The sequence below is a fragment of the Curtobacterium sp. VKM Ac-2865 genome, from assembly GCF_015350905.1.
GTDB lineage: Bacteria > Actinomycetota > Actinomycetes > Actinomycetales > Microbacteriaceae > Curtobacterium.
This window is the reverse complement of sequence record NZ_JADKRZ010000002.1, coordinates 188,896-214,484: the sequence shown is the minus strand read 5'-3', so window position 1 is coordinate 214,484 and position 25,589 is coordinate 188,896. Positions and strand designations below refer to the sequence as shown.

At 72.5% G+C, this 25,589-nt stretch carries 25 protein-coding genes; 16 read left to right on the top strand and 9 right to left on the bottom strand.

Annotation, left to right across the window (positions count from 1 at the left end):
* The first annotated feature begins 22 nt into the window (after positions 1-22).
* The 3 genes from ITJ54_RS06060 to ITJ54_RS06050 all read left to right on the top strand — a co-directional run bounded on the left by ITJ54_RS06060 (position 23) and on the right by ITJ54_RS06050 (position 4,936).
* Positions 23-1,711, top strand: coding sequence for a bifunctional 3'-5' exonuclease/DNA polymerase (locus ITJ54_RS06060; protein WP_194626582.1), 1,689 nt, complete (start codon positions 23-25; stop codon positions 1,709-1,711).
* A gap of 743 nt (positions 1,712-2,454) precedes the next feature.
* Positions 2,455-3,294 (top strand): phosphatase PAP2 family protein, encoded by an 840-nt coding sequence (locus ITJ54_RS06055; RefSeq protein ID WP_194626581.1) that lies wholly within the window; start codon positions 2,455-2,457, stop codon positions 3,292-3,294.
* Positions 3,295-3,343: 49 nt separating this feature from the next.
* Complete coding sequence (locus ITJ54_RS06050) at positions 3,344-4,936, top strand: serine/threonine-protein kinase (protein ID WP_194626580.1); 1,593 nt, start codon at positions 3,344-3,346, stop codon at positions 4,934-4,936.
* Between the two features lie 3 nt (positions 4,937-4,939).
* Here the strand turns inward: ITJ54_RS06050 and ITJ54_RS06045 are convergent, their stop codons facing one another.
* Positions 4,940-5,800 carry an NAD(P)H-binding protein gene (locus ITJ54_RS06045; RefSeq protein ID WP_194626579.1) on the bottom strand — a complete coding sequence of 287 codons (861 nt, stop codon included), beginning with the start codon at positions 5,798-5,800 and terminating at the stop codon, positions 4,940-4,942.
* Between the two features lie 86 nt (positions 5,801-5,886).
* Here ITJ54_RS06045 and ITJ54_RS06040 point away from each other — a divergent pair, with 86 nt between their 5' ends.
* Genes ITJ54_RS06040 through ITJ54_RS06025 form a run of 4 tightly spaced genes read left to right on the top strand, consistent with a single transcriptional unit; the run spans position 5,887 to position 10,366 of the window.
* A complete protein-coding gene (locus ITJ54_RS06040; protein ID WP_194626577.1) occupies positions 5,887-6,594 on the top strand; it encodes a TetR/AcrR family transcriptional regulator in 708 nt (235 codons plus the stop codon).
* Positions 6,595-6,633: 39 nt separating this feature from the next.
* Positions 6,634-9,768: a GH92 family glycosyl hydrolase gene (locus ITJ54_RS06035; RefSeq protein WP_323741610.1), complete on the top strand. Its 3,135-nt coding sequence runs from the start codon at positions 6,634-6,636 to the stop codon at positions 9,766-9,768.
* 34 nt (positions 9,769-9,802) lie between these two features.
* A complete protein-coding gene (locus ITJ54_RS06030) occupies positions 9,803-10,105 on the top strand; it encodes a hypothetical protein (protein WP_194626575.1) in 303 nt (100 codons plus the stop codon).
* Between the two features lie 33 nt (positions 10,106-10,138).
* Positions 10,139-10,366, top strand: a complete 228-nt coding sequence (locus ITJ54_RS06025; RefSeq protein WP_194626573.1) for a hypothetical protein — start codon at positions 10,139-10,141, stop codon at positions 10,364-10,366.
* Between the two features lie 65 nt (positions 10,367-10,431).
* Here the strand turns inward: ITJ54_RS06025 and ITJ54_RS06020 are convergent, their stop codons facing one another.
* A complete protein-coding gene (locus tag ITJ54_RS06020) occupies positions 10,432-10,902 on the bottom strand; it encodes a MarR family winged helix-turn-helix transcriptional regulator (protein ID WP_194626571.1) in 471 nt (156 codons plus the stop codon).
* 219 nt (positions 10,903-11,121) lie between these two features.
* Between ITJ54_RS06020 and ITJ54_RS06015 the strand changes: the two genes are divergently transcribed.
* From ITJ54_RS06015 to ITJ54_RS06005, 3 genes are all read left to right on the top strand, one after another.
* On the top strand, positions 11,122-11,775 hold the full coding sequence (locus ITJ54_RS06015) for a hypothetical protein (protein ID WP_194626569.1): 654 nt from the start codon (positions 11,122-11,124) through the stop codon (positions 11,773-11,775).
* Positions 11,776-11,878: 103 nt separating this feature from the next.
* Entirely contained in the window at positions 11,879-12,763 is an 885-nt protein-coding gene (locus tag ITJ54_RS06010) for a S26 family signal peptidase (RefSeq protein ID WP_194626568.1), read from the top strand.
* On the top strand, positions 12,760-13,620 hold the full coding sequence (locus tag ITJ54_RS06005) for a LamG domain-containing protein (protein ID WP_194626566.1): 861 nt from the start codon (positions 12,760-12,762) through the stop codon (positions 13,618-13,620). The genes ITJ54_RS06010 and ITJ54_RS06005 overlap by 4 nt, the downstream gene beginning before the upstream one ends.
* 101 nt (positions 13,621-13,721) lie before the next feature.
* On the opposite strand, the gene ITJ54_RS06000 is transcribed toward ITJ54_RS06005, so the two are convergent.
* From ITJ54_RS06000 to ITJ54_RS05990, 3 genes are all read right to left on the bottom strand, one after another.
* The gene (locus ITJ54_RS06000) at positions 13,722-14,234 is read right to left on the bottom strand and encodes a GNAT family N-acetyltransferase (protein WP_194626563.1); all 513 of its coding nucleotides are present in this window, start codon (positions 14,232-14,234) and stop codon (positions 13,722-13,724) included.
* A 37-nt stretch (positions 14,235-14,271) separates the two neighbouring features.
* Complete coding sequence (locus tag ITJ54_RS05995; protein WP_194626561.1) at positions 14,272-15,210, bottom strand: aldo/keto reductase; 939 nt, start codon at positions 15,208-15,210, stop codon at positions 14,272-14,274.
* 64 nt (positions 15,211-15,274) lie between these two features.
* Complete coding sequence (locus tag ITJ54_RS05990) at positions 15,275-15,916, bottom strand: CG0192-related protein (RefSeq protein ID WP_194626559.1); 642 nt, start codon at positions 15,914-15,916, stop codon at positions 15,275-15,277.
* 41 nt (positions 15,917-15,957) lie between these two features.
* On the opposite strand from ITJ54_RS05990, the gene ITJ54_RS05985 reads away from it, so the two are divergent.
* Positions 15,958-16,830, top strand: coding sequence for a putative RNA methyltransferase (locus tag ITJ54_RS05985; RefSeq protein ID WP_194626557.1), 873 nt, complete (start codon positions 15,958-15,960; stop codon positions 16,828-16,830).
* 14 nt (positions 16,831-16,844) lie between these two features.
* Here ITJ54_RS05985 and ITJ54_RS05980 read toward each other — a convergent pair whose 3' ends face one another.
* Entirely contained in the window at positions 16,845-17,756 is a 912-nt protein-coding gene (locus tag ITJ54_RS05980) for a hypothetical protein (protein ID WP_194626555.1), read from the bottom strand.
* A gap of 44 nt (positions 17,757-17,800) precedes the next feature.
* Positions 17,801-18,244 carry a VOC family protein gene (locus ITJ54_RS05975; RefSeq protein WP_194626553.1) on the bottom strand — a complete coding sequence of 148 codons (444 nt, stop codon included), beginning with the start codon at positions 18,242-18,244 and terminating at the stop codon, positions 17,801-17,803.
* 62 nt (positions 18,245-18,306) lie between these two features.
* On the opposite strand from ITJ54_RS05975, the gene ITJ54_RS05970 reads away from it, so the two are divergent.
* Positions 18,307-19,278: a helix-turn-helix transcriptional regulator gene (locus ITJ54_RS05970; RefSeq protein WP_194626551.1), complete on the top strand. Its 972-nt coding sequence runs from the start codon at positions 18,307-18,309 to the stop codon at positions 19,276-19,278.
* Here the strand turns inward: ITJ54_RS05970 and ITJ54_RS05965 are convergent.
* On the bottom strand, positions 19,265-19,603 hold the full coding sequence (locus ITJ54_RS05965; protein ID WP_194626549.1) for a hypothetical protein: 339 nt from the start codon (positions 19,601-19,603) through the stop codon (positions 19,265-19,267). The genes ITJ54_RS05970 and ITJ54_RS05965 overlap by 14 nt on opposite strands.
* 24 nt (positions 19,604-19,627) lie before the next feature.
* A complete protein-coding gene (locus ITJ54_RS05960) occupies positions 19,628-20,614 on the bottom strand; it encodes an Abi family protein (protein WP_194626547.1) in 987 nt (328 codons plus the stop codon).
* A 371-nt stretch (positions 20,615-20,985) separates the two neighbouring features.
* On the opposite strand from ITJ54_RS05960, the gene ITJ54_RS05955 reads away from it, so the two are divergent.
* The 4 genes from ITJ54_RS05955 to kdpC are packed head-to-tail and all read left to right on the top strand — an operon-like array spanning position 20,986 to position 25,509.
* Positions 20,986-21,075 (top strand): potassium-transporting ATPase subunit F, encoded by a 90-nt coding sequence (locus ITJ54_RS05955; protein ID WP_071276921.1) that lies wholly within the window; start codon positions 20,986-20,988, stop codon positions 21,073-21,075.
* Complete coding sequence (kdpA, locus tag ITJ54_RS05950; RefSeq protein ID WP_194626545.1) at positions 21,075-22,763, top strand: potassium-transporting ATPase subunit KdpA; 1,689 nt, start codon at positions 21,075-21,077, stop codon at positions 22,761-22,763. The genes ITJ54_RS05955 and kdpA overlap by 1 nt, the downstream gene beginning before the upstream one ends.
* Positions 22,760-24,901, top strand: a complete 2,142-nt coding sequence (gene kdpB / locus ITJ54_RS05945) for a potassium-transporting ATPase subunit KdpB (protein WP_194626543.1) — start codon at positions 22,760-22,762, stop codon at positions 24,899-24,901. The genes kdpA and kdpB overlap by 4 nt, the downstream gene beginning before the upstream one ends.
* Before the next feature lie 5 nt (positions 24,902-24,906).
* The gene (gene kdpC / locus ITJ54_RS05940) at positions 24,907-25,509 is read left to right on the top strand and encodes a potassium-transporting ATPase subunit KdpC (protein ID WP_194626541.1); all 603 of its coding nucleotides are present in this window, start codon (positions 24,907-24,909) and stop codon (positions 25,507-25,509) included.
* The last annotated feature ends 80 nt before the right edge of the window (positions 25,510-25,589 follow it).

Below are 25,589 nucleotides of genomic sequence, written 5' to 3'. Positions count from 1 at the left end.
TGGGGCACGGCATGATCGGTGCGTGCACCTCGTCCTCAGTCGCGTCGACGGCGACGTCCTCGCGACGCCCCTGACCGACTCGGGGACCCCGCAGGGCGAGCCGACGCGGATCGCCGAGCCGAGCCTCCCGGCCTTCGTCGCGCAGCACGAGGCGACCGGTGTGCGCTGGGTGTGGGACGACACTGCGCGGTGGTACCCGGCCGTGCTCGCAGCGGGCGGTCGCGTCGCCCGCTGCGTCGACCTGCGCCTCGGCCACCGGATCCTGCGGGCAGCGCTCGCCGCACGGGGGTCGGCCCTGCAGCAGGCGCCGGCGGGGCCGTGGGACCAGGCCGCTCCGCTGGAACGCGCCGCTCGACCGGCGACCCAGACGCAGCTCTTCGACGACGCGCTGTTCGGCAGCGGCCGTGCCGACGACGACGCCGACCCGGTGGCAGAACTCCGGGCGCAGCTCGCGGCCGTGGCCGGGGCCACCGACCCCGGGGCGCTCCGGCTGCTGCTCGCGGCGGAGTCCGCAGGGTCCCTCGTCGCCGCCGAGATGCGGTTCGGCGGGCTGCCGTGGCGCGTCGACGTGCACGAACGGCTGCTCGAGGACACCCTCGGGCCCCGGGTGCCGTACGGGGTCCGGCCGCGCCGACTCGAGGAGATCGCCGACGTCCTGCGCGCCCGGCTCGACGACCCCGCGCTGAACCCGGACTCGCCCGCCGAGGTGCTGCGGTCCCTGCGTCGTGCGGGACTCGTCGTCGAGAGCACCCGCAAGTGGGAGCTCCAGCAGCTCGAGCACCCCGCGATCGAACCGTTGCTCGAGTACAAGCGCCTGTACCGGCTGCTCACCGCCAACGGCTGGTCGTGGCTCGACGAGTGGGTGCAGGACGGCCGCTTCCACCCGGAGTACGCAGTCGGCGGGGTCGTGACCGGGCGGTGGGCCGCGAACGGCGGCGGGGCGATGCAGCTGCCCAAGGCCGTCCGGGCCGCCGTGGTCGCCGACGCCGGGTGGAAGCTCGTCGTGGCCGACGCCGCACAGCTCGAACCGCGGGTGCTCGCCGCGATGGCGGGCGACCTCGCGATGGCTTCGGCGGGTGACGGGCGGGACCTCTACGACGGGGTCGTGGCCTCGGGTGCGGTCGAGACCCGGCAGCAGGCCAAGGGCGCGATGCTCGGCGCGATGTACGGCGCCACCCAGGGCGAGGGCGGGCGACTCGTGCCGAGACTCGCGCGGGCGTTCCCCCGGGCGCTGGAGCTCGTCGAGCAGGCGGCGCGGGCGGGGGAGCGCGGTGAGCCCGTGACGACGCGGCTCGGGCGGACGTCACCGGTGCCCGAGGCCTCGTGGTTCGAGGCCAGGAACCGCGCGTGGAGCGTCGAGGGCACCCCGGCGATGCAGCGCGCCGTGGAGTCCCGGGCGCGGAGCTGGGGGCGGTTCACGCGGAACTTCGTCGTGCAGGGCACGGCAGCCGAGTGGGCGCTGTCGTGGATGGCGTCCCTGCGCACGCGGCTCGCTGCCCGGTGGCAGGGGCCCCTGCGAGACGGCGCCCACCTGGTGTTCTTCGTGCACGACGAGATCGTGGTGCACGCACCCGCAGCCGATGCCGCCTGGGTCGCCGAGCAGGTCGCGGCGGCGGCGGTCGACGCCGGGAGGATCCTGTTCGGCACCTTCCCGATCACGTTCCCGCTGTCGGTCTCCGTGGTCGACGACTACGGCAGCGCGAAGGACTGACGGGACCCGCCGGTCGGGTGCTGGCCGACCGCCGGTTCTCGTTCGCGGCGATGACCGATCTGGTCCGCGATCCCCGGGGTCCGGGAACCGGATCCGTCACCGGCAGATCCGAACGCCACCGTCCGCCCGTCCGTTCCCCCGTTTCACCGTTCCCCGGCCCGTCCGCCCATCTGATCCGCGCGTCGAGGGGGACGATGATGACAACGGCGGCGCGAGCACCGTCGATCGGGGTCGTGTGCGGCCGACGGGCGGTTCTCGTTCGCGGCGATGACGGATCTGGTTCGCAATCCTCGGGGTTCGAGAACCGGATCGGTCACCGGCAGATCCGGAAACCATCGTCCGCCCGTCCGCCCGTCCGCCCGTCCGCCCGTCCGCCCGTCCGCCCGTCCGCCCGTCCGCCCGTCCGCCCGTCCGCCTATCCGCCTGTCCGTCCGTCCGCCCGTCCGCCCGTCCGCCTGTCCGTTTTCGTTCGTCGCGCTGACGGATCTGGTTCGCGATCCTCGGGGTCCGAGAACCGGATCCGTCAGCGCCCGATTCGAACACCGCCGTCCGCCGTCCGCCGTCCGTTCGGGTGCGGGGCGCAGGTGGCCGGTGCGAGCTCGGCCACGTGGTGCGCCGTGGTGTCCGCGCACGGGGTGGCCGAGCTCGCACCAGCTGGGGGAGCGCGCACGGTGCGAGGCCACCGTGCGGCACCGGGCGGGACCGCGCGCGGGCTCTCGGGTGGGGGCGGGCACGCTGGGGAGATGGACAGCGAGCAACGAGCACGTGAACCCGGGCACCCGGAGCAGGCCGACCGGACGCTCGGGGACGTCGACCTCACCACGTGGCGCACCCCGGCCGGTCGGGCCTCGGCCGAGGCGTCGGTGCGGCTCGGGCACCGCTTCGGCGCGCTCCCGGTGCTCGTCGTCACGCTGCTCATCGGCATCGCGATCGCCGCGCTGGCCACCCTGCTCGCGTCCGAGGTCTACGACGCCGTCCGTGAGGCCGACGACGTCGCCGTGCTCGACCGCCCCGTGCTCGACTGGATGATGTCCGTGCGGACGCCCGGCCTCGACACCGTGGTGACCTGGTGGACGAACGTCGCTGGGACGATCGGGATGCCCATCGTGGCGATCGCCTTCCTGGTCGGCTTCACGATCCAGCGTCGCCGGTGGACGCCCGTCGTGCTGCTCGTCGCCGCGAGTGGCGGGTCGCTCCTCATGACCATCGCCGGCAAGGACCTGATCGGCCGCGCCCGTCCGCCGCGCGCCGACGCCGTGCCGCCGTACGAGCACTCGCCGTCGTTCCCCTCCGGACACACGCTCAACGCCACGGTCATCGTCGGGACGATCGTCTACCTGCTCATCCTGCGGCAGTCCCGACGGGTGACCCGGGTGACGACCATCGTCGTCGGGTCGTTGTTCGTGCTGTCCGTCGGGGTGTCCCGCGTGTTCCTCGGGCACCACTGGCTCACCGACGTGCTGGCCGCGTGGGCGCTCGGCGTCGCCTGGCTCGCACTCGTGGTCACGGCACACCGGCTCTACCTGACGGCACTCACCCGAGACCGAGATCGAGACCGGGACCGGGCCCGACGCGAGGGCTAGCACGCCGTGCACATCATCGTGGTCAGGTGCTGCCGGTAGGTTGCCGGGCATGGCAGAACGGGTCTTCGGCGGCAGGTACCGCGTCACAGGCACCCTCGGGCACGGGGGCATGGCGTCGGTGTACCGCGCGGTCGACGAGCAGCTCGGGCGCGAGGTCGCGGTCAAGGTCTTCCGGATGGGCGCCGTCGACCACGGGGAGCGTGCCCGTGCCGAGGCGGAGATCCAGGTCCTCGCCGGCCTGCGCAGCCCGTCCCTCGTGACCCTCTACGACGCCGCCCTCGACGACGCGGACGGCGACTCGTACCTCGTGATGGAGCTCGTCCCCGGCAGCGACCTCGCCACGCGGCTCGGCGAAGGGCCCCTCGACCGCCCCACCACGGCGCGCGTCGGAGCCCAGATCGCGGACGGCCTCGCCGCCGTGCACGCGCAGGGCATCGTCCACCGCGACGTCAAGCCCGCGAACGTCCTGCTCGAGTCCGACGGCTCCCACGTGAAGCTCGCCGACTTCGGCATCGCCCTGCTCCGCGACGCGGCCCGGGTCACCGGCACGGGCGCCGTGATGGGCACCGCCGCCTACCTGGCGCCGGAGCAGGTCACCGCCCAGGCCATCAGCGGCAAGTCCGACGTCTACGCCCTCGGCCTGGTGCTGCTCGAGGCCCTGACCGGCACCCGTCCGTTCCCGGGCAGCGCGATCGAGTCGGCCACGGCGCGGCTGACGCGCTCGCCGGAGATCGACCCGCACCTGCCCACCGCCTGGCGCACGCTGCTGCACGTCATGACGGCGACCGACCCCGCGGAGCGCCCGACCGCCGCCGAGGCGGCCGACCGCCTGCGCGCACTCGGCCGCGCGGACGTCGAGCCCGCCACGCAGCTCCTGCCGGGAGGCCCCGGTACCGTCACCGCGGCGGCTGCGGCCGCCGGGGCGGCAGCGGCCACGGCCGCGATGGACGCCCCGACGCAGGCCTGGGACGGCGCGCCCACGCAGGCGATGCCCGTGACCGCGCCGGGGGACGACGCGACCCGCCTGCTCCCCGCGGGACGAGCCTCCGACCAGGACGACCTGGCGACCACCGTCCTCGGTACCCAGCGCGGCGGAGGTGGCACCGGTGGCGGCGCGCCCGCGGCGCCCGTGCCGCCCGCACCCCGACCGGAGGAGCCGGAGCGGAAGAGCCGACGCGGACTGGTGATCACGCTCGTGGTCGTCGGCGTGCTGGTGCTCGCCGGGATCATCGGTGCCCTGGCCTTCGCGAACGGCGGCGGGACGCCCGCGCCGACGCAGTCGACCTCCTCCACGCCGGAGCAGCCGCAGCAGGAGCCGTCGGACGAGGCCTCCCAGCCGGACGAGCAGCCGTCACAGCCGGCGGAGCAGCAGCCGTCCGAACCGGCCGAGCAGCAGCCCTCCGAACCGGCCGAGCAGCAGCCGTCGGAGCCCGCCGAGCCGTCCCAGCCGGCCGAGCCGACGACGGGTCCGCAGCCGAGCGTCCAGCCGACGCTGCCGGTGCAGACGCCCGCGGGCGACGCCGGAGCCGCCGGGACGTCGAACGGCACCTCCACCGACCCGAAGGCCGACACGAAGGCCGACACCAAGGCCGACACCGGGCCCGGCAACTCGGAGAACGCGCCGGGGCACAACAAGGGCTGACGTTCAGCGGGTGAGCGCAGCCTCGATCGCAGCGCGCACGGGCAGCGGCTCCCGGCCGAGCAGTTCGCCGAGCAGCGGGTCGACCTCGTCGAACTCGCCGGCCCTGGCGCCCTGGAACATGCCGAGCATCAGGTGCGCAGCGTGTTCCGGCATGCCGTGCGCGATCTGCTGGGCGACCCACTCCTCGTCGTCCACGACGGTGCGCCGCACGGTGGTCCCGGTGACCTCGGACAGGACCCGGGCGACGACGTCGAACGTGACGGCCTCGGTCGCGGTGAGCGCCGGCGTGGGGCCGTCGAACGTCGGACCCTGCGCGAGCAGGACGGCGTCACCGGCAGCCAGGTCCTCGCGAGCGGTCCAGGAGATCGGGCCGTCCGCGGGCAGGAGCAGCTCGCCGCGCTCGACGGCCCCGGCGATGAGCCACCCGACGGTGTGCGCGTAGAAGCCGTTCCGCAGCGAGGTCCAGGGGGTCCCGAGCTCGGCGAGCGCTGCCTCGGTCGCGGCGTGGTCGACGGCGAACGGCACGGGGGAGTCCGCCCGCGTGTCCTGGTGCGCGGTGTAGAACACCCGCGAAGCGCCGGCGTCCCGGGCTGCCCGAGCGGCCGCCGCGTGCAGGGCGACACCCTCGGGCCCGAGCGTCGAGCCAGACACGAGGAGCACCCGGTCGGCGCCCTCGAAGGCGTGGGCGAGCGAGTCCGGGTCGGCGAAGTCGCCCTGCCGGACCCGGACGCCGAGCCCGGCGAGGTCCTGCGCCTTGGCGGTGTCACGGACGCTCACCCCGACCTCGGTCGGCGGCAGGTGGCGCAGGAGTTCGTGGACGGTGGCGGAGCCGAGGGCCCCGGTCGCGCCGGTGACGATGATCATGGTGACGCCCTTCGTGTTATCAACGGAAACGTCAGGACAGTAGCACCGATAAAGCAGCGGTAACAAGAGCGCGTTATCGTTGCTGCATGAGCATCGCCACGACCGAACGCGACACCGTCCGGGCGCGCATCGTCGACGTCGCGTCCGAGCTGCTGGCTGCCGGCGGGCCCCACGCCGTCACGACCCGGGCGGTCGCCGCAGCAGCCGGGGTGCAGGCGCCGACGATCTACCGGCAGTTCGGCGACAAGGACGGGTTGCTCGAGGCCGTCGCCGACCAGGTCTTCTCCGCCTACGTCGCCGGCAAGACGGTGCCGGACGACGTCGACCCGATCGAGCACCTCCGCGACTCGTTCGACGCCCACGTCACGTTCGGCCTGGCCAACCCCGGCCTGATCGCGCTGCTCTCGGACCCCCTGCGCCCGCGGTCCGAGGCTGAGGACCGCGGCATCGCCGTCCTGCGCGAACGAGTCCACCGCGTGGCCCTCGCCGGGCGGCTCCGTGTGCCCGAGGCCCGCGCGGTGTCGCTCGTGCACGCGATCGGCGTCGGCCTGGTGTTGGCACTGCTCGGCGCCCCGGTCGACGAGCGCGACCCCGCACTCACGGACGCGGCCTGGGACGCGCTGGCATCGGCGATCCTGACGGACGACACCGCCCCGGCCGACGACGCCGGTGCGGCCGGTGCCACCCGTGCCGCGGCCGTCCGGCTCACCGCTGACGACCACGCCCTCGCTGTGCTGTCCCCGGCGGAACGCGGCCTGCTGCGCGACTGGCTCGCCCGCATCGCCGCCGACTGAGCGGTTTCGTCCATCCACTGGAGCAAATAGGGTGGTGACGTGCGAGAACTGCAACGGAGCGGTGGCCCGACGACGGCCGTCGCAGCCAGGGACCATGTCGGCTTCACGTCGCTCGAAGGGCTCCTCGTCGAGCGACCAGCGGGATCGGGCACGGTCGACGCCCTCGTCCCCGGGTTCGGCGGACGGGCGATCCAGTCCGGGGACCGCCTGTCCTGGGTCTGGTTCCCCGAGCGCACCCTGCCCGACGGCCAGGACGAACCCACCGAGGCCGACCTCGACCACTTCTGGGACGCGACCGCGTTCACGCTCGACGTCGTCTTCACCGACGGCTCCCGGCTGTCCGACACCGCCCACGACCAGTACGGCGACGCCCTGACCCCGGAAGCGCAGGACGCCGCCCGCAAGCAGTGGGTGGACCAGTGGAACCGGCGCGAGGTCTCCCTGACGTCCGTCACGGGGCGCGTCGTCGACCGCCTGGAGGCCCGGGTCGGCTCCGCCACGCCCGCTGCGGACGCCGGGATGCCCGCGTTGCGTGGCTGGCTCGACGACGTCCGCATCGAGGCACCCCGTCGCCCGGCACCCACCCGCCCGCTCGACCACGTCCGCACCACCCGCGGCACGCAGGCGTCGTCCCGGTTCTCCCGCGGCAACAACGCCCCGCTCGTCGGGCTGCCGCACGGCGGGGTCTTCGGGCTGCCGATGACCGACGCCGCCAGCAACCGGTGGCCGTACGCGTACCAGGAGCACAACCGGGCGAGCGACAACCGCCCCGCGATCCAGGCCTTCGCCACGAGCCACATCCCGTCGCCGTGGATGGCGGACCGCGGCGTGTTCCAGGTGATGCCCTCCCCGCTGGCGCACCCCGAGGTCGACCGCACCGCCCGGGCCCTGGCCTTCGACCACGACGACGAGCTCGACGGCCCGCACCGCTACCGCGTGGCGCTCGAGCACGGTGTCACCGCGGAGATGACCCCGGGGGAGTTCGCCCTCGGCTTCCGTTTCACCGGCGTGCGGAGCGTCGTGCTCGACCACCACGGTCGCCTGCTCGAGGGCACCGTGCGGGTCGACGCCGACGGCACCGGGGTCGTCGACGCGCACCTCGACGACCGCCCCGGCACTCCGTCGCACTTCGTGCACGTGCGGGTCCCCGGCGTGACCGAGGACCACACCGCGGTCACCGACGGCGTGCTCGCAGGCTGGTTCACCGTCGCCGGCGACACCGACGTGCTGCTCGGCATCTCGACCGTCTCGCCCGAGGACGCCCGCGCCAACCTCGACGCCGCCGGCCCCTTCGACACCATGCGTGCCCGTGCCGAGGCCGCGTGGGAGACCGAGCTCGCGACGCTCGAGGTCGACGGCGCCACCGACGACCAGCTGACGTCGCTCTACTCGGGCCTGTACCGGCTGTTCCTCTACCCGAACCGTGCCGGCGAGACCGCGCTCACGGGCAGCCCGCGGCACCGCTCCCCGTACGGCTCGGTGCTGGCGGACCCGATCCGCGACGAGCCCGGCCCCGAGGTCGTCAACTCCGCGATGACGACCACGAACGGGTTCTGGGACACCTACCGCACGGCCTGGCCGCTGCTCGGGCTGCTCACGCCCGACACCGCCGCCGACCTCGCGCAGGGGTTCGTCGAGCACTTCCACGACGGCGGCTGGACCCCGCGCTGGAGTGCTCCCGGCGCCGAGGACTGCATGACCGGCACCACGAGCGACACCGTCTTCGGCGACCTCGTGTCGAAGGGCGTCGACGGCTTCGACGTGGAGCAGGCCTACCGGAGCGCCGTGAAGAACGCGACCGTCCCGCCACGGGACGAGCGTGTCGGACGCAAGGGGAGCCTCCCGGGCGCCTTCCGCGGCCATGTCGACACCGACACGTCGGAGGGGATGTCCTGGACCCTCGACGCGGCGATCAACGACTGGAGCATCTCGGTGCTGGCGACCGCCCTGGCGGGCCGGACCACGGATCCGGCGGACCGCGAGCGGTACGAGGCCGAGGCCGAGTGGTTCGCCCGGCGGTCCCTGCAGTACCGCAACGTGTTCGACCGCCGCCGCGGGTTCTTCATCGGACGCCGTCCTGACGGCGAGTGGCGCGAGGGGGAGGGGTACGACCCCGACCAGTGGGGCGGCGACTACACCGAGACGAACGCCTGGGGCACGATGTTCACCGCCCCGCACGACGGTACCGGCATCGTCGACCTGCACGGCGGCCAGGAGCGCTTCGACGCCGCCGTCGACCGCTTCTTCGCGACCCAGGAGACCGGCGCGACCGACCGCGCCGGGCACTACGGCTTCGCCATCCACGAGATGACCGAGGCCCGCGACGTCCGCATGGGCATGCTCGGGCTGTCGAACCAGCCCGCGCACCACATCCCCTTCTTCCCGATGTTCACCGGCCGCCACGACGACGCCCACCGCGTCGTCCGGCAGGCGGTCGACCGGCTGTTCGTCGGCTCGGACCTCGGCCAGGGGTACCCCGGCGACGAGGACAACGGCGAGATGAGCGCCTGGTACGTCTTCGCGACGGTCGGGCTGTACCCGCTGGCACCGGCGAGCGGGTCCTACGTGATCGTGCCGCCGTCGGTCCGGCGCGCGGTGCTGCGACCGGTCGGAGGCTCGCCCACCGTCATCGAGACCGCCGGCGACGGGCGGTTCGTCGCCTCGGTCACCGTGGACGGGGACCCCTGGACGTCCGTGAGCATCCCGCACACGGTGGTGGTCGGGGCGTCGCGGATCGTCGTGTCGCTGTCGTCGTCGCCGAGTGGGTGGGCGGCGGACACGCGGCCCGTGTCGGCGTCCGAGGTGCACGGGTACCGCGACACCCCGGTCGACGTGCTGCCCGTCGGGGCCTCGCCGCTGACGGACGACACCGGGCGCACCGTGACGGCGCTCGCCGCGGGGGACGTGGTCGAGGTACCGGTGTCCGTCGGGTCCGCGTCGCTGTACACGGTGACGGTCGCCGCGGCGGGGACGTACTCGTGGCAGGTCGCGCTCGGGGGTGCGGACACGGGTCCGGGCGCCGGCTCGGTCGTCGTGACGGATGCCGTCTTCGACTGGGCCGGGCAGACGCGGGTGTTCCGTCTCCGTGGTGGCGGGTCGGCCTTCCGGTTCACCGCGGTGACGGACATCGAGCTCACGCAGCTCGAGCTCATCGCGTCGGACGGACAGCGTTGACCCGCCGTTCACCCGGGCGGAGCATGCTCGCCCCATGTCGATGAGCGCACCGTTCGATCCGGAACAGCAGGGCAGTGACGTCCCCGTGGACGGCTCGGATGCCTCCGAGCTCGAGGTCGAGGAGGGGCGGGGTGCTGAGGGCTCGGACTCCGGTCCGGTCTCGGTCTCCGGCGCGGTGACGTCGACGTCGGAGGAGGCGGACGCGTCGTCCGAGCGACTCCAGGACGAGGACGAGGCCGGCGGCGGCCCCGTGTTCCGTCGACCGCAGCCCGGCGACCGGGTGGACGCGGAGGACCTCTCCGAGGAGCTGTCGGAGGACGGCGAGCTCGACTCCTAGGATCCGCTCATCGGCGGCGGGCATGCTCGTCGCATGTCGATGAGCAGTGCGTTCGACCCGTCGAAGGGCCGCGCCATCCCCGAGGACCAGGTGACCGAGAACGGTCTCGAACTCGACGAGGACCCGGCACACGGGCTCGACATCGAGGTCGAGGTGGTCAGCCGTGCGGCGGCGGACCCCGCTGCGCCGGCGCTGTTCCTCGCGCCGATGGGGTCGCCCTCGCCCGCGTCGGTCCCGGCTCCACCCCACCCCAGCCGGTGAGATCGCACTTCGTGTCGGGTCCCTGATCGGGTTGGCGACACGAAGTGCGACCTCACCGGATGCGATCAGGCGCCGTCGGGGTCCTTCGCGGCGGAGATGGCCGCCGCCTGCTGCAGCAGGCCGTTCGCGATGTCGCTGAGTGCGTGGAGCAGGTCCGCCGAGCCCGAGGAGTCGACCGTCCGGAGCACGTCGGCGTAGCGCTGCCGGACCTCGGCGACCAGGGCGGTGCCCGCGGAGCTGAGGACGAGGTGCGAACCCCGGCGGTCGTTCGGGTTGCGCTGCCGCTCGACGAACCCGGCAGCCGAGAGCCGGTCGACCATGTTCGTCACCGCGCCCGAGGTCAGGCCGAGGTAGCCCGCGACCTCGGTCGGGGTCGAGTACCCGGTGTCACTGATCAGGGTGAGGGCGCGGAGGGCGCTCTCGTGGATCCCGGCGCGTGCGCTGACCTGCGTGACGACGCTCGCGTTGGCCCGCACGACCGCGTCGAAGGCGGCGATGAGCTCGCTGCTGTCGTCGCCCAGCCGTCCCGGTTGCATGTCGCCGTCCCCTCGATGTCTCGACGCCGGACACTACACGGCACTGTGCAAGAACCGGTGACGCAGCACGGTCGACCACGAGACGGTGTCCCCTGCGCGGGTGTCCCCTCCTCTGGGGCCGGGCGGGGGCTGGCCTGTGCTTGAACGGTTCACTATCTTGATGATTAAGCAATCGCGCCCTGCGGTAGCCACCCACACTCCCGAACATCGAGGTACCCCGTGTCGAACCCGCTCCGCGTCTCCCCGCTCAAGCGCCTCCGCTTCGCGCCCGTTGCGCTCTCCGCGGGCATCTTCGCAGCCGTCCTGCTCTCCCTCTCCCTGACCGGCACCCTCTCCGGGTTCGCGGCGAGCATCACCAACACGAGCAACACCGCCGGCAGCGGCACGCTGATCATGCAGGAGCAGAACGCCGGCGCGACGGTCAGCTGCCTCAGCACCGACGCCGGGTCGGTCTCCACCAACTCCGCGTCCTGCTCGACGATCAACAAGTTCGGCGGCAGCACCACGATGACGCCGGGCAACACGGTCAACACGGCGATCTCGATCAAGAACACCGGCACCGCTGCCGCGAGCACCTTCACGCTGAGCCCGGGTGCGACCTGCACGCAGACCACCCCCACCTCGGCCACCGGCTCCGCGACCGACCTCTGCGCCAAGATGAACCTCGTGATCACCTCCGGCTCGAGCACGGTGTTCTCCGGCACGCTCGCCTCCTTCAAGGGTGCCGCCGCCTCCGCGTTCACGATGCCCGCCGCCCCCACCGCCGGTGCCTCCACGCCCTTCAACTTCGCGGTCACGCTGGACTCCAGCGCCGGCAACACCTACCAGGGCCTCGCCGCGTCGGTGCCGATGACCTGGACCTTCACGGCCTGATCCACCTCCACCGGACGACGTCCCGCTCGCCGCACGCGACCGGGACGTCGTCCGCCCACGTCCCCCGCCACCGCACCCGACCAGACCAGAGAGGCAGCAGCGCATGAGCCAGACCACGGCCATCCCCCTGAGCGGCACGCTCAGCCGCCCGCTGCTCGGCGGTCACGCGGCGACGCGGACCGAGTCGATGACGGCCTGGACCGTCGCGGTCGTCGCCGGGCTCCTGCTCGCGGCGGCGGCGGTCTTCCTCGGCAGCGGTGGTCGCTGGTTCGTCGTCGAGACGCCCTCGATGGGTGAAGCGGCTCCGGTCGGCACCCTGGTCCTCGACCTGCCGGTGACGGTCTCCTCGCTCGCGGTCGGCGACGTCGTCTCGTTCGAGACCAGCGCCAACCCGGGCGTCACCTACACGCACCGCATCATCGCGATCGACCCCGACGGTGGCGTCCACACCCGCGGTGACGCGAACGGCGCCACCGACCCGTGGACGCTCACGCAGGAGAACATCGTCGGCGCCCCGATCGCCCTCGTTCCGCACCTCGGCTGGCTGTTCCGCGCGGCCCCGCTCCTGATGATCGGGACCCTGCTCATCTGGGTCCTCACCAGCCCCTTCACCGACAGGGTCACGCGGTCGTCGCTCCGCATCGCGGGGTCGGCCCTGACGGTGTCCTACGCGGCGTTCGTCCTCAAGCCGTTCGTGAACATCACCACGATCTCGAACGAGTCCTCCCCGCACAGCGTCGAGGCGACGATCATCTCCTCGGGCATGTTCCCGGTCCGGGTCGACGCGCACGGCGGCAACACCGTGCACCTCGTCGACGGCGAGGTCGGCCGGGTCACGATCGACGAGCTGACGAAGACCGGCCACTACCAGCTGACGTCCAACATCGACCTCGACCCCATGGGCTGGGTGTTCCTCATCGTGCTGTGCCTGGTCCCGCTCGTCTGCTGCCTGATGGTCGGCCGCGTCGAGACGGTGCGTGCCGAGTGAACCTCCACCGCCTGCGCGACGGCAAGGTCGTCGCGATCCTGCTCGTCCTGGCCCTCGCGGTCGTCGTCCTGCTCAACCAGTTCGCACCGACCCGCTCCGGCTTCAGCGCGCAGATCGCGAACAGCGCCAACTCCGCCGGCACCGCCGCGTCGAACACCTGCACCGGCCAGGTCGGGTTCGACGCGTCCGCATCGAAGGCGCTCTTCGCGTACCGGTTCACCGAGGCGACGGGCTCCGTGACCGCCGCGGACTTCTCCGGGAAGGCCGCCAACGGCACCTACCAGGGCGGGATGACGGCCAGCACGCCGAGCCCGATCGCCTGCCCGCGCGACCCCGGTACCGCCTGGCTGCTCAACGGGTCGTCGAACTTCGTGTCGACGCCGGCGCTCCAGCAGAACCCGACGACCTTCAGCGAGGAGGTCTGGTTCCGCACGACCGTCGCCGGCGGCCTGCTGATCGGGTTCGGCGGCAGCCAGGTCGCCGTCTCGGGGCAGCACGACCGCCAGGTCTACCTCAACACCAGCGGGCAGCTCGTGTTCGGCACGTACAACAACGGCACGCAGGTCGTCACCTCACCGAAGGCGTACAACGACGGCACCTGGCACCACGTCGTCGCGACCATGTCCGCCGCGACCGGGATGGCGCTCTACGTCGACGGCGCGGTCGTCGCCTCGAACGCCAAGTACACCGTGCCGGAGCCGGGCAACGGCTACTGGCGCATCGGGTACGACACCGTCTCCGGCTGGCCGGGGTCCGGGTCGAACTACTACTACACCGGCTCGATGCGCTTCGCCGCGGTCTACGGTTCGGTCCTCACCGCGGCCCAGGTCTCGAGCCACTACGGCGCAGGCCGCTGACCGGTCCGTTGCGACTACACAAGCACAGCGACGCCTCGCCGAGCACTGGTCGCAGCCCCGCTGACACCGCAGCGCCCCGGAGCCACGGCGGCCCCTCGGGCTCAGCGCACCCGGTACTTGAACCCCACGTGGGACCCGGTGAACCCGAGCCGCTCGTAGAACCGGTGGGCATCGGTCCGCTCGGCGTCGGACGTCAGCTGCACGAGCGAGACCCCGAGCGCCGGCGCGGCCACGTCCGTCACCCAGCGCATCATCGCGCCGCCGATCCCGCTCGACCGCAGGTCGCTGCGCACCCGCACGGCCTCGACGAGCAGGCGGGTGGATCCCTGGCGAGCCATCCCGGGGATGCGGGTGAGCTGGAAGGTCCCCACGAGCCTCCCGGCCTGGTCCTGGGCCACCAGCAGAGCATTCGAGGGGTCCTCGACGACCGCCCGCAGGGCGGCGGCGTACCGCGGCCGGTCGGATGCGTCGGCCACGTCACCGCGGGCAGCGCTCACCGGGTCGTCGGCGAGCAGGCCCATCAGCGCGTCGAGGTCGGCGTCCGTCGCGTCGCGGAGCCTGACGGTGCCGGTGCGGGCGGACAGGACAACGGGCAGGGCGAAGTCGTCGATCACGACCCCACCCTGCCCGATGTCCCGAGCGCGAGACGGCTCAGGGAACGGTGTGCCCCGCGGCGGTGAGCACGCGGTACCACTCCTCGCGGCTGAGCTCGATGTCCGAACCGGCGGCCGAGTCGCGCACGCGCTGCGGGTTCGTCGTGCCGAGGACGACCTGGAAGTGCGCGGGGTGGCGGGTGATCCACGCGACGGCGATCCCGGTCGGGGTGGCGCCGTGGGCGGCGGCCAGCTCCTCGAGCACGTCGTTCAGCTCCGGGTACTGCTCGCGGTCGCCGAGGAAGACGCCGTCGAAGAAGCCCTTCTGGAACGGCGACCAGGCCTGCAGCGTCACGTCGTTCAGGCGCGAGTAGTTGAGGATGTCGTTGTCACGGTCGACGGCCTGGTCGAGCCCGCCCATGTTCGCGACGAGGCCCTGCGTGATGACGTTCGCGTGCGTGATGCTCAGCTGCACCTGGTTGAAGGCGAGGGGCTGCTGCACGGACTTCTTCAGCAGCTCGACCTGCCCGGGGGTGTGGTTCGAGACGCCGAAGTGGTGCACCTTGCCGGCGGCGTGCAGCTCGTCGAAGGCCTTCGCGACCTCCTCCGGCTCCACGAGGGCGTCGGGGCGGTGCAGCAGCAGGACGTCGATGAAGTCGGTGCGCAGGGCGGTGAGCGACTCCTCGACCGAGGACATGATGTGCTCGTACGAGAAGTCGAAGTACGCGCCGGTGATCGTCGGGCGGATGCCGACCTTGGTCTGCAGCACGATCTCGGCGCGCTCCGCCGGGGACAGCGTCACGGCGGAGCCGAACCGCTCCTCGCAGCCGTGCCAGCCGCCGTAGACGGCCGCGTGGTCGAACATCGTCACGCCCGCGTCGCGCGAGGCCGCGTACAGCGCGCGGATGTCCTCGTCGCTCATGTCGTTGATCCGCATCAGGCCGACGACGACGTCGGATGCGGTGAGGTCCGTCTGTGGCAACTCCAGTGTCTTCACGGCACCGATCCTGCCATCCGGGCCGGACCGCAGAGGGGCCCTGCCGGTACCCGCCCCGTCGGCGTCAGGCGCGGAGGACCGCCACGACGGTGGGCTCGGAACCAGCCCAGGTCGCCGTGAGCGTGGCACCGTCCGGTGCGTCCGTCGCCTCCGCCCCGACCACACGCAGCACCACGAGGTCGCCGTGCCCGGTCGACACCGTGCTGGTCGTCCCCGCGGTCGCCACGTGCACGGCGGAGACGGTGGGGGAGTCGACATCGGACCCACTGCCCACTGCCGTGCCCTCCTTCGTCGGGGCCGGACCACCCTCGCCCGGCGCTGCCTCGAGGTCGGCCTCGCGCCCACCGGTCGCGATCGCGCGCCGCAGGACGTCCGCGTACACCGGGTCACCCACCGCGTCGTAGACCCACCGGCGCCCGAGCACGGAGTGGTCCATCTCGGTCACCAGGAACGCCTCGGCCCCGGGCAGCGGCGCACCCCGGTAGGTGAGCGGCACGTGCAGCACGGGCCCGTCCCCGACGCGCACCAGGTAGGTCTCCACGCCGACCTCGCCGTCCGGGTCGTCGAAGCGGAAGCGACCCAGCGCGACGAGCGGCGCGCGCCGAGCCGGGTCCTCGTCGACGCCGCTCCACGGCTGCGTCGGCAGCCACGCGGCGATCGCGTCGGTCTTCGACGGGCGGAGTTCGGCGTTGTGGATGACGGCCATGCCCCGACCGTACCGGCGCCGAGCGCCCGTACGCTGGTCCGGTGCGCGACGACCTGCTCCCTGTGCTCGCCTGCCCCGTCTGCCGCGAGCCCCTCGCCCGCACCGGCAGCGGCCAGGCCGGCTGCGCGAACGGGCACCGCTTCGACGAGGCCAAGCAGGGCCACCTCACCCTCCTGCCCGCCAAGCGCCGCGCGCTGACCGCGGACACCCCGGAGATGGTCGACGCCCGCATCCGCTTCCTCGGACGCGGCCACTACGCACCCGTCGAGCGGGCGCTCGCCGCGGTCGTCGGGGCAGCCTCCGCTCCCGGCGTGGTCCTCGACGTCGGGGCCGGCCCCGGCACGTACCTCGCGCATGCGCTCGACGCCTCCGGCGCGGACGGGAGGCTCGGGGTCGCGCCCGGAGACGCTGTACCTGTCGGCCGTGACCCGGCCATGCGACTGGGGGTCGCGTTGGACCTGTCGGCCGTCGCCGTGCGCCGCGCGGCTCGCGTCCACGACCGGGCCGGTGCCGTGGTCGGTGACGTCACGGAGCGCCTGCCCGTGGTCGACGCCGCCGCTGCGGTCGTCCTCGACGTCTTCGCCCCGCGGAACCAGCGCGAGTACGCGCGGGTGCTGCACGCGGACGGCGTCCTGGTCGTCGTGACACCGCGGACGGGGCACCTGGCGGAGCTCGCGGAGGCCACGATCAGCGTCGACCCCGAGAAGGAACGTCGACTGCACGACTCCCTGACCCCGTCGTTCGTCCAGCGCTCCTCCGAGGACCTGACCTGGACGATGGAGCTGGAGGCCCCGGACGTCCACGACGTCGTGCACATGGGCCCGAGCCACCACCACGTCGCTCCTGACACGGTGTTCGCCGCGACGACGGTCACGGCAGCGGTCACCGTCTCGACCTGGACGCCCACGGCCTGAGCCGCGGGCGGTGCTCAGGCGGTGGACGCCGATCCCGGTCGCTGGCGGGGGTGTCGACCGACCCGCGCCTCGTACAGCCGGCGGGCGACGAACCCGAGGGTGATGCCCGCCATGCCGGCCGTCAGCGTCGCCGGCATCCCGTGGACGCCCGCGGAGCCCCAGACGTTGAACAGGATGCCCCACTGCGCGGCGGCGAACGGTGCGCCGCCGACCGCGTACCGACTCTGCACCGTGCCGCTCCACCAGCCGGTGGGCACGGACCAGAGCAGGGCCAGCGCGACGAGCACGAGCCACGCGGGCAGCACGTCGGGCGTCGGGACGACGAGCAGCAGAGCGGGGACGACGAGCAGCCCTGCGCCGGCCGCACCCGAGAACGCGAGGGTCGTCCGTTCCGACCGGTTGATCGGCGCCGGGCGCCGAGGACGACTCCGGTCGACGAGCTGTGGCGCCTCGGGCGGCCGCCGTCGTCCGACCAGGAGCCACCGGAGCTCGATGCCGACCATCCACCCCGCGACCATGCCCACGATCCCGGCGGAGACGGCTCCGGGCACGTGCGGGCCGACCGTCAGCGCCCCGACGAAGATGCTCGCGGTGATGAGCGGGACGGCGACGAGGGGTGGCGCTGCGGCGACCACGAGCGTCCCCCACCCCACGCCCGCTGCGACACCGCCGAGACCGACGACGAGCCCGGCCGCGCCGAGGTCCCCTGGGTCGTCCACGCTGCCGTAGAACGCTCCGTATGCGACCGCGAGCACCGCGATGAACCAGCCGAGGGGCGGGACGGACCGCCCGCGCCAGTCCATCTGCCGTCGGAGGTTCCGCCGGAGGGTCCGACGCTTGCGGAGCTTCCGCGCCCGGGCCTTCCGCGCTCGCGCGAGCTCCTGCGCCTGCTCGCCGTCCTGCCCCGTCGTCCCCGTTGCCCCCATGCCGACCAGCATGCCCGAGCGACGGACGACGAGGTCAGCCGGAGTCAGCTGTCGGTCGCCGGAGCGTCGGGTGCGGCGTCGGGTGCGACGTCGAGCGCCCAGATCACGCCGAAGCGGTCACGGAGCTGCCCCGCGAGCGGTGACCAGGGCGAGGGACCGAACGGTTGCCGGACCTCGGCCCCGTCGAGCAGCCCGTTCCACGCGGCGGTGACCTCCTCCGGGTCGGTGCCGCTCAGGTAGACGTAGGACGCGTTCGTGCCCTGGTCGTACGGCTGTCCGGGCCACACGTCGAAGGCCATGACGCGGATGCCCGACGTGGTCTGCACCTGGCCCCACACGATGCGGTCGGCCCAGGCGGGCTCGTCGGTGGCGCCCATCGCGCCGTAGGTCATGGCGGCGACCTCGGTGCCGAACGCCGTGGCGTAGAAGTCGAGTGCCTCGCGGGCGTTGCCGTCGAAGTTGAGGTGGGGAGTCGTGGTGATCGTCATGGGCATCACTGTGCCGCTCGAAGTGGTCAGATCATGTCCGCTTCTCCGGCAATACTCGATCCATGTCCGGACCGTCGTCGCGCATGCTCGCACTGCTCTCCCTGCTGCAGGTGCGCCGGGACTGGCCGGGGGGCGTCCTCGCCGAGCGCCTCGACGTCAGCCCGCGGACGGTGCGCCGCGACGTCGACCGGCTGCGCGAGCTGGGCTACCGGGTCGAGGCACTGAAGGGCCCGGCCGGCGGCTACCGCCTGTCCGCCGGGTCGGAACTCCCGCCGCTGCTCTTCGACGACGAGCAGGCGGTGGCGATCGCCCTCGCCCTGGCCGTCGCTCCCGCATCCGGCGCGGACATCGCGGAGTCCGCTGTGCGGGCGCTCGCCGCGGTCCGTCAGGTGATGCCCGCGCGCCTCCGACACCGGATCGACGCGGTCGAGGTGATCAGCACCCCGGGCGCGACGACCGTCGACCCCGAGGTCCTCGTCGCCGTGAGCGACGCCGTGCGCACGCACCAGGTCCTGCGCTTCGACCACGGCGCTGACGACCAGCAGGACCGACCGCCCCGCCGCGTCGAGCCCCTCGCCGTCGTCGCACGGAACGGCCGGTGGTACCTGCTCGCGTGGGACCCCGACGCCGCCGACTGGCGCACCTACCGGCTCGACCGCATGCACCTCGAGGTCCCGACCGGGCGGCACTTCAGGCCGAGGCCGATCCCCGGCGGCGACCCCGCCACCTTCGTCGCCGCACGCTTCAAGGGTTCGGACGTCGTCGACGCCTGGCCGTGCACGGGCTCCGTCGTGCTCCACGTCCCCGCGCGCCAGGTGGCGCCGTACCTCGAGCCCGACGCCGACCTCGAGGACCTCGGCACCGACCGCTGCCGCATAACGCTGGGCTCGTGGTCGTGGACCGCCCTCGCCGCGAAGGTTGCCGGCTTCGACGCGGTGTTCGACGTCCTCGGGCCGCCGGAGCTCCGCGACGCAACCCGCACGCTTGCCGACCGCCTGTCCGCGGCGTCGGAGGCGGTGATCAAGCTCCCGTGAACGGGCCGCCGAACCACATCGCCAGCGTAGCCAGCAGAACCACCAAGGCCCCCGCGATCGTCAGGACGGCCGCTCGGCGCTCCCGACTCCGAGCCCACCCGACCGCTGCCACCACGGTGCCAGAGACGGCAACCGTCCACGGCACCACGGACAACGGCGTCACCCAGTACCAGAGCAGGAGCTGCCGTTCTTCGCCGATCAGCCACAGCGGTCCGAACACGATCGCCCACAACACCGCGAGCACGACGACAGCGAGCAGGAGCAACGCCAGCGACACGGCGGCGGCGGTGTGGCCAGGTCGGGCGGGTGGCGGAACGAGCACCATGCTCCCGAGCGTAGGGCCGCCGGGTCAGCGGGGTGTACGGCCTGATCCGCGCACCCACAGGTCACCTGACAACCAATGCGGAAGCGCTCCCATCGAACCGAGGTCGAGGGCCGTGCTCTCCGGGAACTGTCGGAGCAGGGCGGCTGTCCGTTCTGGCCAGTCGTCGTCGGCAGACACCGTGGCGAGGACGTGCGCCATGACGGCGAGGGCGCTGTAGACGCCGAACTGCTTCGGTGCCGTCTCGGCACTCAGATGCGCGAGCAGCGGAACCTGCTCTGCCGTGGGCCGGCGTGGGGCGACGACGAGCTTCCGGTTGAACAGGCGGGCGTGGTGAGCGGCCACGTTGCGGACGTAGTTGATCGTCGCGAGCCAGCTCTGCATGAGCTTCTTCGTCGGGACACCGAACGTCGCGGCGATCTCCGTTGCCGTGTCGTTGCGCAGGCCGCCGTACAGACGAGAGACCTGTCCGAGTTCGAGGATCTCGATCAACGCCCAGATCGGCATCCGGCCGTCGTACTTCGTGCGGAAGTGCGCCACGAAGGCTTCGTCCGAGTCTGACTGACGCCGCCGGACACGGTCGAGCCACTCCTCATGAGCACTCGTACCGTCGCCGTCGCGTGTCGTGAAGGAGTCGTTGAACGTCGTCGCGTCCTCATGGGCGAACGGCGACGACCGTCCCAGGACGTGAGCCAGTTGCGTGCGTGTCGCCACCTCGATCCGCTCGACGCCCTCGATGACCAGCAGCCGGAGCTGTCGGTCGAAGGCCAGCAGTGCAGCAGCGTCCGCGAAGGTCGTGCCCGCTCGGTACGTGTCCAGGACCGTGACAGCCGTTCGCCCTGCGCTCTCCGTCCGCATCGACGCGCGGAACGGGTAGAGGTACCCCGTCAGCCGGTAGTAGCCGACCTCGCGGAGGAGCGCGGCTGCTGCGGCGCGGTCGGGGACGTGGACACCACGGCGGTGCAGCTGGTCGATCTGCTCGTCGACCGACAACCACGGCTTCGAGTACTCCACCACACCCACCCCCCGGAGACGAGAAAATCGGCCCGAGCCGTGAGGCGAGCGGGCCGATCGTGATGCCTCCACGGTACCAGCCAGCGCGGCGGCGTCGCAACGAGGTCGGAGCCGCTGTGGAGCGCGACGCGACGGGGGTGTTAGCGCGGCGCATGCGTCGAGCGGCGGGGCGTCAGGGAACCGTTAGGACGGCTCGGCAGCGCCACCACCGGGCACACCATCGTCAACGCACCCCAACCGGTGCGGCCCACGGCGTCTGCTGTGGGCATCGATGACCTCCAGGAGTCCCACGTGTTCGACGTCTTCGTCGTCGCCGGTGTCCTCGCCGTGTTCGGCGTCGTGACACTGATCGCCAAGGGGGTGGAGCGACTGTGATCGCCATCACCGTCGTCGCCGCCGTCCTCGGCATCGCCGCTGTCGTGTACCTCGTCTGGGCGCTCGTGCGCCCCGAGCAGTTCTGATGGGCGGGGGTGCACAGACCTGGGCCGGCATCGCCCAGGTCGCCGTCCTCGTGCTGCTGCTCGTGGTCGCGTACCGGCCGCTCGGCGACTGGATCGCCCGCGTGTTCGAGTCCAAGCACCACGGCCGGGTCGAACGGGTCGTCTACCGGCTCATCGGCGTCGAGCCCGACGCCGAGCAGTCCTGGCCCGCGTACCTGCGCGGCGTGCTGCTCTTCAGTGTCGTCGGCGTGCTGCTCGTCTACCTGCTGCAGCGCATCCAGGTCGTCCTGCCGGGCGACCTCGGGCTGCCGGGCGTGGGCCCGTCGCTCGCGTTCAACACGGCGGCGTCGTTCGTCTCGAACACGAACTGGCAGTCCTACTCGCCGGAGGTCACCCTCGGGTACTCCGTGCAGATGGCCGGCCTCGCCGTGCAGAACTTCCTGTCGGCAGCGGTCGGCCTCGCGGTCGCCATCGCCCTGGTGCGCGGGTTCGCCCGGCGCAACACCGGGACGCTCGGCAACGTGTGGGTCGACGTCGTGCGCGGCACGGGCCGGCTGCTCCTGCCGCTGTCCTTCGTGTTCGCACTCGTCCTGGTCGCGGGCGGTGTCATCCAGTCCTGGGGCGCCGGCACCGACGTCACGACGCTGACCGGCGGCACGCAGCACATCCCGGACGGCTTCGTCGCGTCGCAGGAGGCCATCAAGCTCCTCGGGACGAACGGCGGCGGCTACTTCAACGCGAACTCGGCACACCCGTTCGAGAACCCGCAGGCGTGGACGAACCTCCTCGAGGTCTTCCTCATGCTCGTCATCCCGTTCTCCCTGCCGCGGGCCTTCGGCCGGATGGTCGGGGACAACCGCCAGGGCTACGCGATCCTCGCCGTGATGGGCGCGATCTTCCTCGTGTCCCTGTCGGCGATGTCGATCGCCGAGCTCGCCGGCGGCGGCACGGCCACCCACGCTGCCGGTGCCGCGATGGAGGGCAAGGAGGTCCGCTTCGGCATCCTCGGTTCCACGCTGTTCGGCACGACGTCGACCGCCACCTCGACGGGTGCCGTGAACGCGATGTTCGACAGCTTCACCCCGCTCGGCGGGATGATGGCGATGCTGAACATGATGCTCGGCGAGGTCACCCCCGGCGGCGTCGGGTCCGGCCTCTACGGCATGCTCGTCCTCGCCGTGATCACGGTCTTCATCGGCGGCCTGCTCGTCGGCCGCACGCCGGAGTACCTCGGCAAGAAGATCCGCGCCAAGGAGATGACCTTCGCCGCGCTCTACATCCTGGTCACCCCGACCGTGGTGCTGCTCGGGACGGCGCTCTCGCTCGTCATCCCCGGCGTCCGCGAGCAGGTCCTCGGCACGTCGGTCTTCAACCCTGGCAACCACGGCCTGTCCGAGCTGCTCTACGCCTTCACCAGCGCCGGCAACAACAACGGCTCGGCCTTCGGCGGCCTGACGGCGAACACCACGTGGATGAACTCCGCGCTCGGCGTCGCGATGCTGCTCGGTCGCTTCGTGCCGATGGTCTTCGTCCTGGCGCTCGCCGGGTCGCTGGCCAAGCAGGACAAGGTCCCCGCCACGGTCGGGACGCTGCCCACCCACCGGCCGCTGTTCATCGGCCTGCTCGGTGGCGTCGCCGTCATCGTCACCGCACTCACGTACTTCCCGGTGCTCGCACTGGGACCCCTCGCAGAAGGACTGGTTCGATGACCATCCAAACCTCCGAACCGGAGGTGACCACGGCCTCCCGGCCGGCCACCCGCTCGTCCGCCTTCGGGCCCCGTCAACTGGTGGCGGGCCTCCCGGGCGCGTTCCGCAAGCTCGACCCGCGGCTCATGTGGAAGAACCCCGTCATGTTCATCGTGGAGGTGGGCGCGGCCCTGACGACGGTCACCGCCGTCGTCGAGCCCTTCACCCGGTCTGGAGGCTCGGCGGACTCCGCCGCGCCCGTCCCGTCCTCCTTCACCATCGCGATCGCGATCTGGCTGTGGCTGACCGTCGTGTTCGCCAACCTGGCGGAGTCCGTCGCGGAGGGCCGGGGCAAGGCCCAGGCCGACACCCTGCGGAAGACCCGCTCGACCACGAGCGCCCGGCGGGTGGTCGACTACTCGGCCGCCGACCCGGCAGCCGTCGCGAACACCACCGAGGACGTGGCGTCCGTCGACCTGGCGAAGGGCGACGTCGTCGTGGTGGTCGCCGGGGAGGTGGTGCCGGGTGACGGCGACGTGATCGACGGCATCGCCTCGGTCGACGAGTCCGCCGTCACGGGCGAGTCCGCGCCGGTGATCCGCGAGTCCGGTGGTGACCGCAGCGCCGTCACGGGCGGGACCCGGGTGCTGTCGGACCGCGTCGTGGTGCGCATCACCTCGACCCCGGGTGAGACCTTCATCGACCGGATGATCCGGCTCGTGGAAGGCGCTGCCCGGCAGAAGACGCCGAACGAGATCGCGCTGAACATCCTGCTCGCGTCGCTGTCGATCGTCTTCGTGATCGTCTGCCTGACGATGCAGCCCATCGCGGGCATGGTCGGAGCGACGGTCAGCATCACGGTGCTCATCGCCCTGCTCGTCTGCCTCATCCCGACCACCATCGGCGCCCTGCTCTCCGCGATCGGCATCGCCGGCATGGACCGGCTCGTGCAGCACAACGTGCTCGCGATGTCGGGCCGTGCGGTCGAGGCCGCCGGTGACATCACCACGCTGCTCCTCGACAAGACCGGCACGATCACGTACGGCAACCGCCGGGCCTCCCGCGTGGTGCCCGTGCCCGGTGTGACCGAGGCCGAGCTGATGGCGGCCGCCGCGCTGTCGAGTGCTGCCGACGGAACGCCCGAGGGTCGGTCGATCGTGGACCTGGCGAGTGCTGCCGGCATCACCACGCCCCTGCCCGACGGCGGGGTCGAGGTGCCGTTCACCGCCCAGACGCGCATGTCCGGCGTCGACCTGCCCGACGGCTCCTCGGTGCGCAAGGGCGCCGCGGCCGCTGTGCTGTCGTGGGCTGACACCTCCGATGCAGGTTTGGTGGCCGCGGTCGACGCCACGGTCGCGGAGATCTCCGACCAGGGCGGCACCCCGCTCGTGGTCGGTCGCCGCTCGGCCTCGGGCGCGGTCACGTTGCTCGGCGTCGTGCACCTCAAGGACGTCGTGAAGGACGGCCTGGCGGAGCGCTTCGGCGAGCTGCGGTCGATGGGCATCCGCACGGTGATGATCACCGGCGACAACCCCCGCACCGCGAAGGCGATCGCCGCCGAGGCCGGGGTCGACGACTACCTCGCCGAGGCCACCCCGGAGGACAAGCTCGCGCTCATCCGCCGGGAGCAGGAGGGCGGCAACCTCGTCGCGATGACGGGCGACGGCACGAACGACGCCCCCGCCCTGGCGCAGGCGGACGTCGGCGTCGCGATGAACACCGGGACGACCGCGGCGAAGGAGGCCGGCAACATGGTCGACCTCGACTCGGACCCGACGAAGCTCATCGACGTCGTCCGGATCGGCAAGCAGCTGCTCATCACCCGCGGGGCACTGACCACGTTCTCGATCGCCAACGACGTCGCGAAGTACTTCGCGATCATCCCGGCGATGTTCCAGGCCGTGTTCCCGGGGTTGGCGGCGCTCAACATCATGGGCCTGCACAGCCCGGCGTCGGCGATCCTGTCGGCGATCATCTTCAACGCGCTCGTCATCGTGGCGCTCATCCCGCTGTCCCTGCGTGGCGTCAAGTACCGCGCAGCCTCGGCGTCGTCGATCCTCGGCCGCAACCTGCTCGTCTACGGGCTCGGCGGCGTCATCGTCCCCTTCATCGGCATCAAGCTGATCGACCTCGTCGTCGGTCTCATCCCGGGGTTCTGAAAACCATGGCATCACCACGTAGTTCCGTCCGTTCGCTCGGTGTGGCCGTCCGCCTCACCGTCCTCGCCACCGTCGTGCTCGGCGTCGCCTACCCGCTCGCGGTGTTCGGCGTCGGGCAGGTCGCCTTCCACGACCAGGCCAACGGCTCGATGGTCACCGACGCCTCCGGCACGGTCGTCGGCTCCTCGCTCATCGGGCAGGCGGTCAGCGGCAAGCAGGCCGACCGCTGGTTCCAGACCCGTCCGTCGGCCGCTGGCGAGGACGGGTACGACGCCGGCGCCTCGTCCGGCTCGAACCTCGGGCCGAGCAACCCCGACCTGACCAAGGCCATCGACGAGCGTCGCGCCGCGGTCGCGAAGGCCGACGGGGTCGCAGCCGCCGACGTGCCCGCGGACGCGGTGACGGCGTCGGGCTCCGGCCTCGACCCGGACGTCAGCCCCGAGTACGCCCGCCAGCAGGTCGCCCGGGTGGCCGAGGCCCGCGGGCTGTCCGAGTCGCGGGTCCGCGCCCTGGTCGCCGCGCACACCGAGTCTCGCCAGCTCGGCGTCCTCGGCGCCCCCGCGGTCAACGTCCTGGAGCTCAACCTGGCCCTGGCGAAGCTGTCCTGACCCGGCTTGCTCTGACCCGACCTGCCCTGACCCGACCTGCCCGTCCGCGGTGTCAGTCGGCGCCGCACCACCGAAGTCGT